Raw genomic sequence first — 15,564 nt, forward strand, 5'->3', positions numbered from 1 at the left:
GCAAGTATAACGGTATATTCCTATTATTTAACCTTTCCACTGCGGTCAGGACCAATTATCGTTATTGCTTCAGGCGGCAATACTGCAGCAGCGGATGGTAAAAATGAAGGCTGTCCACCATAACAGCGGACAGCCTTTCCTTTATTTGAATGGATAGTTACAGTCGGGTGCGGGCGGACATTGCCGGTGCCTCCGCAAACGGTTTAAGATCAGCTTTCAGCCCTTCGATAATATCGACAAATTTGTCGGCTACCAGCTTGAACCCGGCATTAGTAGGATGTATCTCATCATACCAGCTGCCACGGTCCACAATCTCCCTCACATTGATATAGTAAACTACTCCCGGGAATGCGGCGGACACTTTTTCCAGGCGCTTGTTAAATTCATCCACCATAAAGCGGATCAGGGATTCTCTCACCGCCTGCTGATGAATATTCTTCCGGATCATGTATTTACCCAGCCAGCTGGTTCTACGGGGGTAAAGATCTGTATCAACCGGTATGATATAGTCGTAACTGTGCACCAGCATACGCAGGTTCGGATACCTGTTGTGCAGTTCGGTGAACATATCGGTATACCATGTTTCCAGGCGGTCCAGCTTATCGAAGAAGGTCTTGTTCAGGAATCGTGCCAGCGTCATATCATCTTTAGCAGGCGTGTCGCGTAAAGAATACTGGAACTGCTCGCCAAGTATGTCATTACCACCACCGCTGACCAGGAAGATCTGCGCTTCCTCTTCTTTGATCCCCTTCAGGTACTCTCTTTCCTTCATATAGTTCTCCAGCGTATCGCCTGCTTCGGCAAAGCTGCGGATCGCATAGAGTTTGTACAGATGGTCTATGGTATCCAGCACACGGATAGGATACTGGAACCAGGAATCGCCTTCTGCTACGATCCTTAACCTGTTTGTCTCTTTTAAGCGTTTATACAGTCTTTTGCGCTGACGGCTTTCAATAGTATTGGCTGCCCACAATACAACGTCTCCCCACAGGCCTTTTTCGCCTTCCGGGACCTTAATTTCAGGTTTCAGCTTCAGGCGGGTAGGTTGTCCGTTTTCATCTGTTACCAGGTCGTAATACAAACCGGCGGCATAATAAGCCGTCTCGTCGTACTCCATCAGTTCCTGCAGCATCTTACGGTCTATGTTATTGAAGTCTGGATTATTGAAGACGAGGTATAAGGTCTGGGTGATCCAGCCTTTAAATTCTGCCGGAATATCGTCTTCCATTACAGCTCCTTTGGCGACCTCTGTTTTACCTCTTACCAGTCCTTTCTCACGGTCGGCCAGCACATAAGGAGCCGGCAGGCTACCCAGGGAAAGCGCCTTCACATTGAACTCGTCTGTGCTGACGATCAGCTTCAGCGTTTCCATGCTTAATGGCCAGTTATATTCCTTTACAAAATCATCCTGGCGGATGATGATCCTGTCTTTGCCTTTCCTGGCCAGAATAAGCTCTTTACCGGGTTCCAGCAGCCAGGGGGATTGTGGCAGGTATTCCAGGTAACTGCTGAACTGGATACCGAGATACAGGGCAGCTACGTATACGGATTGTTGGGTGGTATTAGTGAGTTTTATTTCCATGGCGCCTTCCCAGAGACCCTGACCAGGCTCAAAATCGAAGGTGGCAGTTCCGGTATCGGTGCTGATCTTTTCCTTGCTGCCATCCGGATAGATCCTGGCAACATCGATCTGTAAGGGTTTTTCAGGGAAGCCTTCCGGGATAACACTGTTCTGCAGCTGCTTGATAAACTGCCATTGGGAGATGTGTTTCAGTGTTTCTACCAGTTCAACATCTCCTTTCTCTTTTGTCAGATCCAGGGGGCGTACCACCGGACGGTAAGGATCATTGGCATGTGTAATAACTGCTTCACCTGCCCTGATATGCAGTGCATAGTCTGCACCGCGGCCATTCACTGCAGCACCTGACTGGAATTCAAAATGACCTCCAGCCTTGCGTTCAATATCGTCCAGCAGCTGGGCCATCTCTGCAGGATTACCATTGCTGTTGTTCAGCTCCAGCAATATTTTTCCGCTCATCAGTCCTTCTGCAAATGCTTTATGAGCTTTCGTCTGGTCAGGCGTACCGTCAATGGTGATGCCGCTGTAATCAATGAATACGTTGTCTATGCGGGCGGTCCATTTCTGGTTTGCATCGTCAGCATTTACGATAGTGAGCTTCGTATTTTTATCTACACCATGGATAGCGCCAATATTCAGCTGCCATCCATTCTTACCATAAGTGGCTTCGGCAATAGTGACATTGTCTGTGAGACTGCGATTCAGGAAACCAGTGTACAACAGTCTGTCAGTATCTCCTGATACATAAATACGCGGCGTCTGTTCGAAACTGAAACGCAGGTACTGCCTGATCCTGCTGCTCAGGTCATTATAGGAAACATTACCGGTACAGGCATCAAGAGCACCCAGCAGTTTTTTGGTGAATATTCCTTCCCCATTTATTTCAACGGCAGACTGATTACTTTCGCAGGCAGCCATTTGTATATGGATACCTTCGGGCAGGAATTCATCCGTCTTTTTATATTTTATGTCTTCTTCTCTGATCTCAGTACTGAACACGAACTCACTCCATTCACGCTGCGGGAAAGCGCCGGAGTAACGTGTATTGTCGTAGATCATACGTTTGATCACTTTGTCTTTGGCGAAGGCAGCATTGATCAGCTGACCACGGGTATTATCGCCGGAATGACAGCAGTCAAAGATCACCACGATATGTGCGGCTGTCTTATTGTACAATTTAGCGATCATATAACGCAGTTCCTTATCTGTCAGCAGGAACTCAGCTGCCTTGCTGGTACCACCGTCATAACACACGATGCATTCCAGTTTGCCGTCAGTTTCATCCCACATAGGTGCCGCATCTTCCTGGGTACCGTGGCCTGAGAAATAGAACAGGATGGTATCTTCTTTCTTCGCCTGTCCCAGGTGCTCCTCAAATGCCTTTACTACGTTGCCCCTTGTTACTTCGGAATCTGTTATCTTTTTGATCTTACAATCAAACACTGTGCGGTTCTTCAGGTAGTCTTCCACCTGTTGCAGATCGTGCAGGCAGCCGCTTAGTTTACGCACCTGGTCATATTCATTGATACCGGCCAGCAGGGCATATACTTTTCCGCTGGAAGGTGCTACCTCTTTTGCAGTGCTTTCTTCATAATCATTGGGATTATATCCTTCATTGTCTGTTGCTTCCGGAGCGCCTTCCTCATCACTGTTCTCATCAACAAACTGGGCAGCGATCCCTCCTTCGGTGGTCAATCCGATAGATAGTTCCCGGGTCGCAAAATTTAAAGAACGGACCGTAGCTGCAGGCGTAAATTCTGCAGCTGTAACACCACTGATCAATGCATCCCAGTCAAAGGCAGGTCCGATGTCCCATTTACCGGAAGGGCGATAGTTGATATGGGATACGATGCCTTTGAATGACAGTACATCATCCGTAGTGATATATCTTTTATCCTCCGGCAGGAACTGGCGGGGGATATTATATTTGGCGGTCAGATAACGGAGCAGGATGATAGTGCTTTCCAGTTGTTCAGGTGTATAGGAAGCATAATAGGACTGTTCCCTGAAAGGCTTGTCGATCTTCAGGTAGGCAGCGGTATTACTCAATGAGCAATACTCATCAACAGGCCCAGGCTTACCGTCCTGCGGAGCGCGTGAGTAAATGGTTTCGAGGTTCCCATCGCGGGGCACGAGATATGCATAATTAGAGAGCTCGATGCCGATGGTCACCTTATCCTGCGCATTGTTTGTACCCTGATTTCCAAGGCCGGCTCCCAGATGACCGGACCAGTTACCTGAAGGGAATAACTGGTAGATGGTACCATCCCGGGCAATTACAAAAGGTACAGAAACGTGTCTTCCCTGAGTGGTCAGGCTCAATATGTCGGACTTGAGATTACCGGCCGTAAAATGCAGTACTATCCGCTCCTTCGTATGGGTATCAGGATAGAAATAATTGTTACGGTCTGGCTTGTACAATTGTCCCTTGAGGATCAGTTGTTCATTGGGAACCTGCAGGGAAAATGGTGTTAGGAATGGAGCTGCTTCACTCTTGAAACGAGCTTCGATCTGGGGTAAAGAATCGTATCTCATGTAGAGTCTAAATTTAAATATGGGGTATTGATAAATTCAGTTGCTGGTTACTTATCCCAGGCTATCGTGCACTGCGTGACGTGTGATGTTCAAAATAAACGATTTTTCAAATAGCGACAAAGTGCGTTGTCCATTCCAAATATATGACTTTAAGTTCATAATCAGCGATTTACCTTCCTTTTCACGGAGGCTTGACTTTATAGCCGGGCCTGTATATTTATTTACCCCCTTTTCGTCCATAAGTCCACAGTAACATACTATTTCGTATCAATAATTAATTATTCTCGAGATATAACAATTTGATATATAATATCCTTGTAAGAATGCCTGAAAATAAGCAAGATTTTAGCGGCAAGGGAGGTATTAATTTCTCTTTTAAAATTCTCAGTCATGAAAAAGCATCTTGTAACACTCGGTTTGCTGATCGTATCCGGTGTGTTTGTTTATTTCCAAAGTCTGCCTGCCCCATCTTTTGCGGCAAGGACCAGTACGGATAAAGCATACACTACCTATAACGATTATGTCATACAGGACACCATACCACGTTCTGATACCTCCAAACATAAGATGAAGATGAAACATAAAATGAAAAAAGACAGTACATGGCGGAAAGACAGTGTTCCTCATTAAGAACTGAAATATGAAGAGGCTGTATCACTAACGGGATGCAGCCTCTTTACATTCGGGTACCGGGAAAGACAGTTATCTTCAGGACCTGTTTTTATATTTGAATACCTCATTTTCTGCTTTATCACTTATCCCACACGTTTCGTCACATTTGCCCCCTCTGCGTCCTGTTCTTCCTTAGTATTGCAGTCAAATCAAGACCACTATGAGACTCATCTTTTTCCTCTCAGCCATCATGCTGAGCGGGATATTTTCGAAGGCACAGAACAGACTGGGAAAATTAAATATCTATTTTAACAACATTTCGCGGGAGGAAGACATGAACGGGAATATACTTCTGGCGGAGAACGGACGCCCCGTTTATCTGAGATCTTTCGGTTATTCCGATTTCCCGTCTGCCAGTGAGAATGACATAAACGTACGTTATAACCTGGCTTCAATATCTAAAATTTTCACATCGACAGCTATCCTGCAGTTAAAGGAAAAAGGGAGGCTCCATCTGGAAGATACCTTTCAGCATTATTTCCCTGCATTCCCTTATCCTGGCATTACGATCAGGCATTTACTAACGCATACATCCGGCCTGCCTGATCTGGAATTGTATGAGCCCCTTGTACAACAGTTTCCGGATACTATCATTACAAATGATATCATCATTTCCACATTAATAAAAGAAAACAAACCGTTGTATTTCCATCCGGGAGAAAAGTACAGCTATTGCAATATGAACTATAGCCTGCTTGCTATGCTGGTGGAAAAGCTCAGCGGACTTTCGTTCAGTGATTATCTTCAGACATATATTTTTCAGCCGGCAAGGATGTTGCTGACCTATTGCGTAAAAACATCTTATCAGCAATCACAAGGGGGAATAGCCACACCACATGTGAAAGCTACGTTTTACGACACTGCGTATTCTCCTGCTTTCCAGGTGAAACGATATCGCTATACCGGTTATAACAACAGTTCTCCAACAGGTGCATCCAATATTATCACCAACACCAGTGATCTGCAACTGTTTGACCGTGCTTTCTTCGATGGCAAACTATTAAGCCCCGCCTCTATAGAAGAAGCGCTGACGCCTGTACGGCTCAATAACGGCGAAATTTACTGGGAGCATATGGACACCATGCTGGGAGAAGGTAAAGGTAGTTATGGGTTGGGCTGGGAGATCTTTGAGCAACCCGGTTTCGGGAAGTCAGTAGGACATGGCGGCTTTATGTTTGGCTTAGCCACTTTCTATTTCAGGAACCTTGACAAAAAACAAACCATCATAGCGTTTGACAATGTTGCAGGGCCAACCTTTGGTAACGTTGTTACATCTGCCTTTTACATCATGAATAATCAGCCGCCGATGGAGCTGAAAATGAAAGCCTCCTTAGTCAGGCTATTCGCCCGCACAATGGTGCAATACGGTGTGGATGACGCTGTCACTTGTCTTACCGCATTTAAAAGCGATACTGGTAAATACTATCTCAGTGAGCGGGAGATGAACCAGCTGGGGTATGAATTCCTGTATTTCTCTTCATTCCCCGATCATCTGCAATTTGCCATAGAAACCTTTAAGATCAATATGCTGCTTTTTCCTGAAAGTTATAATACTTATGACAGTTATGCAGAAGCGTTATCGAAGGCAGGCAAAAAACAGGAAGCCATCCTCATGTACCAGAAGTCCATTGCGTTAAACCCGGACAACCAGGGCGGCATAAAAGCGTTGAAACAGTTACTCAGCCAGCTGTAGCGACTTATCCGTTCTGTTATGTAAATAGTGTGGCTGCCAACAGCCACACTATTCTTTTTGATTATCTTTTATTCAGTGCTGCTATCATTGACACTGGTGGCAGATTGAAGGCAACAGGAGAATAGCTGTTGCCCGGAGCAGGAGCGTCAATTACAGGACTTGCGCATCACTTAAACGACCACCTATCTCCATCAGGCTTCCGAATGTAAAAAGGCTGCATCGCATTAATGATACAGCCTTTTCTATAAGTAGGTAATATTATAATTTCATAGTGCTTCTTTACATCGTTATATACTCAGGTACTGCTGCATAGCGTCTTTCTTATAATCTGTAAAACTTCTCCCGGAAAAATTCTTAAAGAATTTACTGAAGTGTGCAATATCATCAAAGCCCAGGCTATATGCAATCTCTTTCATACTTGAACCGGAATAGGTAGCCTGTCTTTTAGCCTCCAGTACTACACGCTGACGAATATGATGACTTGCAGGAAAACCGGATACCTTTTTCACCATTTCATTCAGGTGATTAGGCGTCACTGCCAGTTCATCAGCGTAGTCGGCCACCAGTTTAAAGACCATGTATTTCTTTTCAACAATAGAAAAGAACCTGCTGACAAGGGCTCTGTTGCCCTGTTTTGATGGAGGTTGGACAGCGGGCCGGTACTGACGGGTAAGATAGATCATGAAAATATTCAGCAGGCCTCTCAGTATTTCCGAACGCAGGAGGAGAAAGTTGTCGAACTCCTTCAGCATTTTGATCACCAGATCTTCCATTTCTGTCCGCATATCTTCATTCAGGCGGATCACAGTCGTACCGGCCAACTGGTGAAAGGAGTTGGGATGAAAAATAAGGGCTGCATTATCTTTCGGCATAAGCAGGAATTCCTGGCTGAAGGTGATGACATAGCCTTTTATGTTCCTGTTCAGCCTGAACTGATGGACCTGTCCAGGGGTAAGGCAATATATCTGGTGAGGTCCCACTTCGTGCTGTTCACTATCTACCCAATAATGACCATTTCCTTCCAATACCCATATCAGCTCAAAACTATTGTGCTGATGGGGAACATTGTTCATAAGATGGTTGTTGGCCGTACCATCGTCCAGTTTGTAGATCTTAAATGGCAAATGAGTTTTCTCCATCTGCAAGGATGATGGTTCTGAGTGACGATTCAGAGCGGTTTGCATATTACAGTGAATAGTTTTTGACATAATGTGTGGTTAATGGTTCCGATAAATTAATGACAATGTGATCACACCTATGGAAAAACAAATCATATACCACTCCATTAACCATATGATAGACAGTTAATTGATATTTTTTCATCAACTGACAATTAACTATATTTAGTGATTTCACTGTTTTTATTCGCTTTATTTGGCGAATATTGCGCGGTTCCCTCCCGGGCTGCCCGCCAATGGCTGTTAACTGAAATCAGCTGCATTCCCCATTACCAATACGACATTTCGCCTCAGAAATGGTGATATCACGAAATATCGCGTTTTCCCCTCCCCTACAAATACATTAAACTACTGACTATCAACACGAACCAGTCAGGCACATAATTGGGAATGTCTTCGTCATAAACCCACTGTTTTATGAAGTTTCCGGAATATAGCTCCTTGCTGAAGACTGAAAGTGCAGATGCTGCCCTACCTTTCAGGATCCATTCTATCCGTAGAATGCGGGCCGACGTAACAGCTCACAACACGATTCCCCATAAGCAGCACTATGTTGAAATCATCTGGATCATTAAAGGCGGTGGCACCCTTGTCATGGACCTCGAGAAGTTCACGCTGCAGGATAACAGTATTTTCTGCATTACCCCGGGGCAGCTGCATCAGCTAAAAGAAGAAGAGCAAACAGAGGGGTATGTCATCTCCTTTACAGAAGCCTTCCTGCACATGGGAGAACAGGAATTTGACCTGATGTATAATTCAGGACTTTTCCAGTCATTTTCCAGATCAGCAGGTATAAGGCTGGATAGTGATATTGCCGGGGAGATGCAGGAGATAGCGCTTAAAATGCTCAAGGAAAGTAATAATACATACCTGTTCAAAACAGAAATGCTGCGGCGTTACCTGAAGATATTCCTGATCTATGTGGCCAGGCAATTCCAGGCACCATTACAGACACTCATGCAGACCAGGAACATTGAGCTGTCAGAAAAATTCAAGTCGCTGGTAGAGCTGCATTTTAAAACACACCGGAAGGTAGCGGATTATGCGAAACTGCTGACAGTGACACCCAATTACCTGAATGAGATCATTAAGAAGACTACTGCTTATCCGGCGAGTCATCATATCCGTCAGCGTATTATACTGGAAGCTAAGAGAAGGGTGGCTTACTCTGATGAATGTATGAAAGAGGTGGCCTGGCACCTGGGCTTTACAGATATTGCACATTTCAGCAAGTTCTTTAAAAATGCGACCGGCACCACTTTTACTGAGTTCAGGAAAGAATGCCTTGTTCTTACAACGGGCTGAGTGCAGGTGCCGGTGATATTTCCGGGAAATCGTCATTCATTTTGCACCGGGATTGCCAGAACAGCTAAGGCCCATAATTAATACAAGTTAAACCTCGATTCCTGCATTGTTGCAGAACGTATGTTTTTTCATCTTTGTAATGTTATCAATAAGATATCGGATCATCAGCGAAAATTTAAACCTGATATTTTTATCAAGTTGGCATTGGTTACCAAACGGCTGTTTCTATCCAGAAACAGCTTTTTTTATATTGACAATAAAAATAAATAGCGCCACAGAGCTGTGGCGCTATTGGGTTACAAACACTATATCTACCTATTACAACTGTTTCTGATTAATTCATCTATTTCCAACCACCTCCCAGACTTCTGTATAGTTCAACAGAAGCGCTCAGCTGCTGACGAACAATATCAGCCTGTGTCAGTGATGCTTCCAGGGACCTGCCCTGTGCGGTGACCACTTCCAGGTAATTGGCCATACCACTGCGGAACAGCATTCTGGCCTGTACTACAGCCAGCTGCGTTGTATTCACCTGGTCTGATGCTATTTGTTGCTGGGCTTTCAGTTTGTCCAGCTTTATGAGTGAATTAGACACCTCTCCTACTGCATCCAGGGTGATCTGACGGAATCTGATCACCGCCTGCTCACGTTGTATCTTTGCTACTTCCAGGTTAGCTTTTAACTGTCCCCGTTGAAATACGGGTTGCGTAATACTACCTGCTACGGTACCAAAGAGGGAAGAAGGCAATGTGAACCACTCGCTGGCTTTGAAAGCATTGACACCTCCGCTTGCAGTGATATTCAGAGAGGGGTACATGCTGGCCTGCGCTACACCTACTTCTGCATTAGCAGCTTTCAATGCCATTTCCTGCGCTCTTACATCCGGACGGTTGCTGAGCAGCGCGGCCGGTACACCTGTAGGCAGCATCTCCCGCACGGGTGTGCCTGTCAGGGTGCTGGTGTAGGCTATTGTACCAGGCAGCTCACCTGCCAGTATGCGCAGTGTATTCTGCTCGATAGCTTTGGCCTGCTCCAGCTGAGGTATCAGCAGGGCGGCTGTCTGCCGTTGTGCTACTGCCTGTTGTACCGCCAGTTCGGTGGCTTCACCGGCTGTCTTCTGCAGCCGTATCATTTGTACAATGGTATCGCTCAGGGAAACATTGCTACGGGCGATGTTCAGCTGGGCATCCAGCATGAGCAGGTTATAGTAACTATTGGCGATATCGGCCACCAATCCTGTCTGCACGGCATGCATGCCTTCATACGTTTCCAGGTAGCTGGCCAGTGCAGCTTCCTTACGGCGTCTGATCTTTCCCCACACATCTATCTCCCATGACAGGCCCCCGCTGAGGCTATAGTCTTCAATATGATCTGTGTGCAGGAAACTATTCAGACTGGTACCGTTTAAACTGTTCTTCGAAGGGATGGAAGTAGACGCTGCCGCCTGGAGATTCACAGCAGGTAGCCAGCCTAATTTCGCCTGTTTTAAGTATGCCTGTGCCGTTTCTATTCGTTTCAATGCCAGCTGGAGATCATAGTTCCCGCTCAGCGCCCTTCCTATTAATCCCTGAAGAGTGGTATCTGTAAAAAATTGTTTCCATTCAATTGTTGCAATACTGCTGTCTGCCGTTGTATTAGCAGCAACGGCGGTGTCGCTGTACTGAGCCGGCAGCGTCAGTGCGGGCCGCTCATAATTACGGCCCACCCGGCACGCTGCAAATCCTGCAACTATAAAGAAAGAGACGATTTGAATCCTGATATATTTTAGTGTCATCCTGTTTTTCTTTATGCTTTAATATTAAGTGCGCTTATACCCTTGCATCTGCTGCCAGTTCAGGTGAGTCGGCTTTCAGCGGTTTGCCGCTGATCTTTTCCTGTAGATACTGGAAAACGATGAACAGCACCGGGATAGCAAAGACGCCCAGTATCACCCCTGTCAGCATACCTCCGGCAGCACCGGTACTGATAGAGCGGTTACCCAGCGCAGAAGATCCTGTCGCACGCATCAATGGTGTCAGGCCCGCCACAAAGGCAAAGGATGTCATCAGGATAGGACGCAAACGCAGGCGGGACGCTTCCAGTGCTGCAGCCAGCAGTCCCATACCGTTACGGCGTCGCTGTACAGCATATTCCACAATCAGAATAGCGTTCTTCGCCAACAACCCTATCAGCATGATCAATCCTACCTGTACATATATATTGTTGTCGATACCGAACATGTTAATGAACAGGAATACGCCGAATATACCCAGCGGGATAGACAGTATTACAGAGAATGGCAGGATATAACTTTCATACTGTGCTGACAGCAGGAAGTATACAAACACAAGACACAACAGGAAGATGATACCTGCCTGTCCGCCTGCCGCGATCTCTTCTTTGGTCATACCTACCCACTCATAGGAGTATCCTCTTGGCAGGTATTGCTGCGCTACTTCTTCCACTGCTTTGATGGCATCACCGGAACTGTAACCAGGCTTGGGCTGCCCGTTGATGGTTACCGCATTAAAGAGGTTATTACGGGTCACTGTCTCAGGACCGTACACTCTTTGCAGCTTTACGATAGCATTCAAAGGCACCATCTCATCGGTTTTATTCTTCACATAGATCTCATTCAGCGACTCCGGTTGAGCACGGGAGGGAGCTTCTGCCTGTACAATCACGCGGTAGTATTTACCAAAGCGATTAAAGTCAGAGGCAAAGGTGCTACCGTAATATACCTGCATAGTCTGCAGTACATCTGATACGGATACGCCCAATTGTTTTGCCTTTGTTTCATCTATCTCCAGGCTGTATTGCGGGTTACCGGCGTTGAAAGTGGTAAATGCGAAAGCGATCTCCTTACGTTTCATCAGCTCACCGATAAAACCATAGGCAGTATTGGCCAGTTTATCGAGCGGACCACCAGTACGGTCCTGCAGGATCACTTCAAAACCATCCACGTTACTGAAGCCCGGCACCGTTGGCATGTTGAACATAAAGATGCTGGCTTCCTTGATATTGGCGAGCTTCGCCTGCATCATACCCATTACATCTTTCAGGTCTTTTGCCGGTCCGCGGTCTTCATGCTTTTTCAGTTTCACGAAACCTATTGCATAAGCGGAGCTGTTAGAGTTGGTGAGCAGGTTGAAACCGGAAACACTCAGATAGGTATTCACCGCTTCCATTGCTTTCATCTCCTTCTCTACCTTGTTCACTACTTCCTGCGTACGTTGCAGGGAGCTACCCGGAGGCATGGTCACAGAGTATACTACGAAGCCGTTATCTTCTGTTGGAATGAAACCGGTGGGTGTTCTCTTCACTAACCAGACAGTCACACCCAATATCACTAACAGTACGCCGATAGGAATCCATTTACGTTTCACCAGGAAGCGTACACTATTGATGTATTTATTAGTCACCGCTTCAAAACCAGTATTGAAAGCCTTGAAGAAACGGGTGCCGAATCCTTTGGTATAAGCAGCGCCATGTACATCTTTGCTGTGATTGTTTTTCAGCAGCAGTGCACATAATGCCGGACTCAATGTCAGGGCGTTCAGCGCTGAGATCAGGATCGCAATGGCCAGTGTAAAGGCGAACTGCCGGTAGAATACCCCCGCCGGTCCCTGCATGAAACCAACCGGGATGAACACGGCAGCCATTACCAGGGTGATAGATATGATCGCACCGGAGATCTCCTGCATGCTGGTGATCGTTGCTGCACGCGGCGTCATATTAATATGCTCCATCTTCGTGTGTACGGCTTCCACGACCACAATGGCATCGTCCACCACAATACCAATGGCCAGTACAAGCGCAAACAGCGTGAGCAGGTTGATCGTAAAGCCGAACAGCTGCATAAAGAAGAAGGTACCAATAATGGCTACAGGCACTGCAATAGCAGGGATCAGCGTAGAGCGGAAGTCCTGCAGGAAGATGAATACCACGATAAATACCAGTATGAAGGCTTCTATCAGTGTGTGTTTCACCTGGTCGATAGATTCATCCAGGTACTCTTTCGTGCTGTAGATATTGAAGTAGTCAACTCCCTGCGGAAAGAGGCCTGATGCCTTTTTCATCAGTTCGTTCACCTGTGTCTGGATCTCATTGGCGTTTGAACCTGCGGTCTGATAGATCGCGATACCAATACCATATTTACCATTCACATGTGTATCACTGCTGTAGGTAAAGGAACCAAATTCAACACGGGCCACATCTTTCAATCTCAGGAGAGAACCGTCTGCATTTGCTTTCAGCACAATGTCCTCGTATTGGTCATTCTGGTTACGTTTACCTTTATACTTTATCACATATTCGAATGCTTCCTTGCTGCTTTCGCCAAAACGGCCGGGAGCGGCTTCCAGGTTCTGTTCCCTGATAGCGGTGAGTACATCCTGCGGGGAGAGGTTATTGGCGGCAAGGCGATCGGGACGCAACCATATACGCATGGAATAGTCTTTCGCACCAAATACCATTGCCTGTCCTACCCCGGTTACACGCTGTATTTCCGGGATGATGTTGATCTTAGCATAGTTCTGCAGGAATTTCTCATCATATTCTTCCTGGTCGCTGATCAGGTTCACCACCATGATCATACTGTTCTGTTGTTTCTGCGTGGTGATACCGGCGTTCACTACTTCCACGGGAAGCAGGCTGGTAGCCTTGGAAACGCGGTTCTGCACGTTTACGGCAGCCAGATCGGGATCTGTACCCAATTTGAAGTATACGGTCAGCGTCATGGAGCCGTCGTTGTTGGAAGTGGAAGTCATGTATGTCATGTTTTCCACACCATTTACCGCTTCTTCAATAGGAGTAGCTACGGAACGGGCTACGACTTCCGCGTTCGCACCAGGGTAAGAAGCTGTAACAGCCACGCTGGGCGGCGCGATATCGGGGAACTGTGTAACAGGCAAGGTGGTCAGGGACAATAATCCCAGTAACACCAGGATAATTGAAACCACCGTTGCCAGTACGGGTCTTTCTATAAATGTTCTTAACATAATCTGGTTGCATTAGTTGTTTATCCGGATGTCTGAAGCGTGCCGGCCCTGTACAGCTTTTTGTGAGCTGTTTAAAGCGTACGCTGCTGTCTGTATTGCTTAAAGCGGTCTTACTTTCAGCAGACTATCCAGTGATATTGGTTGTGGCTGTATGACAACGCCATCGCGGAGACGGTCTAATCCTGTATATACAACGGACTCTCCCGGCGCTACACCTTTTTCCACGAAATAATAAGCGTTACTCTTACCTAATACTTTGATAGGTTTGCTAACAACTTTATTACTGTCGCCAACAGTAAAGATGAATATCTTGTCCTGCAATTCAAATGTAGCTTCCTGTGGCACCACTAATGCTGCAGGAAATGATTCAGAGATCTTCACTTTGCCGGTATTACCGGAACGCAGCAAGCCGTTAGGGTTAGGAAATACCGCGCGGAAGCTGACAGCACCCATTGTTTTGTCGAACTGACCTTCCATGGTTTCGATACGTCCTTTCTCCGGATAGATGGTGTTGTCGGGCATTACCAGTTCTACAGGAGGTAGTTGTTTTACTTTTTCTGCGATAGTATTGCCTTTCACTTTGTCTTTAAACTGGAGGAAGTCGACTTCACTCATGGAGAAATAAGCATACACTTCATTCACATCAGAGAGTAATGTGAGCGGTTGTGCTTCACTACGTCCTACAAGGCTGCCTATTTTATAAGGAATACGGCCGATGTATCCGTTCACCGGCGCAGTGATCACTGTAAATCCAAGATTGATACGGGCATTGCCCGCCATCGCCTGCGCCTGCGCTACATTGGCTTTTGCGGCCTGTAAGGCAGCGGCAGCAGTTTTCAGCTGCACATCAGAAACGACGTTATTGTCTACCAGCGGTGTGAGCCTGGATACTTCCAGGGCTGCTTTTTCCTCGTTGGCCTGTGCAGCTGCGAGGCTGGCGGAAGCATTGCTTAACTGCTCACGGTAAGGCCGGTCGTTGATGCGGAAGAGCGGCTGGCCTGCTTTCACATAAGCGCCCTCATCCACAAAGATCTTGTCGAGATAGCCATCTACCTGTGCGCGGATCTCTACGTTCACTCTACCTTCGAGTGAGGCGTTATATTCGCGGTAAGTAGTAGCTGGTACTGCTGCTGCCTTAAATACAGGCAATGCAGTGGGAGGAGGAGCTCCATCTGATCTGGCGGAAGAAGAGGTGCAACCTGATAATACTGCCATAACAATTAAGCTATAGAGAAAGCCCGCGGGCTTTTGTTTGTAAATGATCTCAAATAAGTGGTTCATACGGTTTGTTTTTCTTGATGATTGACAATAGCGGTCCAGCCTGTAATCCTTATTGGCGATTTCAGATACATTATGGAGCTATGGGCAAATCTTTTCTAACCCTTTCCGAGGTGGAGGGAAAGGAAACAGTAGTTGTCACGTAGTATGTGTACTACGGGGTAGATTTACGCTTAAAGACTTATAAAAACTGCTAAGAGAAATAGTTTTCGGCGGTTAGCAGAAAGAGAATTTGAACTTCATGAGCTTGCGGTTTTAGTTTGACGGTTGCTAAAACAGTTTATTCCTATCGTTAATTACAAAAGTAGAACGTATGGTTTTGAAAATCGTTTAACAAATTACGGT

The 15,564-nt window shown here is 46.3% G+C and carries 8 protein-coding genes; 3 read left to right on the forward strand and 5 right to left on the reverse strand.

The window, feature by feature from the left end; genetic code table 11:
* Positions 1-157: 157 nt before the first annotated feature.
* A complete protein-coding gene (locus tag F3I09_RS14060; protein ID WP_149695657.1) occupies positions 158-4,114 on the reverse strand; it encodes a caspase family protein in 3,957 nt (1,318 codons plus the stop codon).
* Between the two features lie 390 nt (positions 4,115-4,504).
* Here F3I09_RS14060 and F3I09_RS14065 point away from each other — a divergent pair, with 390 nt between their 5' ends.
* Positions 4,505-4,744 (forward strand): hypothetical protein, encoded by a 240-nt coding sequence (locus F3I09_RS14065; protein ID WP_149695658.1) that lies wholly within the window; start codon positions 4,505-4,507, stop codon positions 4,742-4,744.
* A 202-nt stretch (positions 4,745-4,946) separates the two neighbouring features.
* Entirely contained in the window at positions 4,947-6,479 is a 1,533-nt protein-coding gene (locus F3I09_RS14070) for a serine hydrolase domain-containing protein (protein WP_149695659.1), read from the forward strand.
* Between the two features lie 287 nt (positions 6,480-6,766).
* Here the strand turns inward: F3I09_RS14070 and F3I09_RS14075 are convergent, their stop codons facing one another.
* Complete coding sequence (locus F3I09_RS14075; RefSeq protein WP_149695660.1) at positions 6,767-7,687, reverse strand: helix-turn-helix transcriptional regulator; 921 nt, start codon at positions 7,685-7,687, stop codon at positions 6,767-6,769.
* A 387-nt stretch (positions 7,688-8,074) separates the two neighbouring features.
* Here F3I09_RS14075 and F3I09_RS14080 point away from each other — a divergent pair, with 387 nt between their 5' ends.
* Positions 8,075-8,962, forward strand: a complete 888-nt coding sequence (locus F3I09_RS14080) for an AraC family transcriptional regulator (RefSeq protein ID WP_149695661.1) — start codon at positions 8,075-8,077, stop codon at positions 8,960-8,962.
* A 343-nt stretch (positions 8,963-9,305) separates the two neighbouring features.
* Here the strand turns inward: F3I09_RS14080 and F3I09_RS14085 are convergent, their stop codons facing one another.
* The 3 genes from F3I09_RS14085 to F3I09_RS14095 form a co-directional block, all read right to left on the reverse strand.
* Positions 9,306-10,736, reverse strand: coding sequence for an efflux transporter outer membrane subunit (locus tag F3I09_RS14085; protein WP_149695662.1), 1,431 nt, complete (start codon positions 10,734-10,736; stop codon positions 9,306-9,308).
* Positions 10,737-10,770: 34 nt separating this feature from the next.
* Positions 10,771-13,941 (reverse strand): efflux RND transporter permease subunit, encoded by a 3,171-nt coding sequence (locus tag F3I09_RS14090; RefSeq protein ID WP_149695663.1) that lies wholly within the window; start codon positions 13,939-13,941, stop codon positions 10,771-10,773.
* Positions 13,942-14,040: 99 nt separating this feature from the next.
* Positions 14,041-15,222: an efflux RND transporter periplasmic adaptor subunit gene (locus F3I09_RS14095; protein WP_149695664.1), complete on the reverse strand. Its 1,182-nt coding sequence runs from the start codon at positions 15,220-15,222 to the stop codon at positions 14,041-14,043.
* Positions 15,223-15,564 lie beyond the last annotated feature (342 nt).

Source organism: Chitinophaga sp. CF418, from assembly GCF_900142925.1.
GTDB lineage: Bacteria > Bacteroidota > Bacteroidia > Chitinophagales > Chitinophagaceae > Chitinophaga.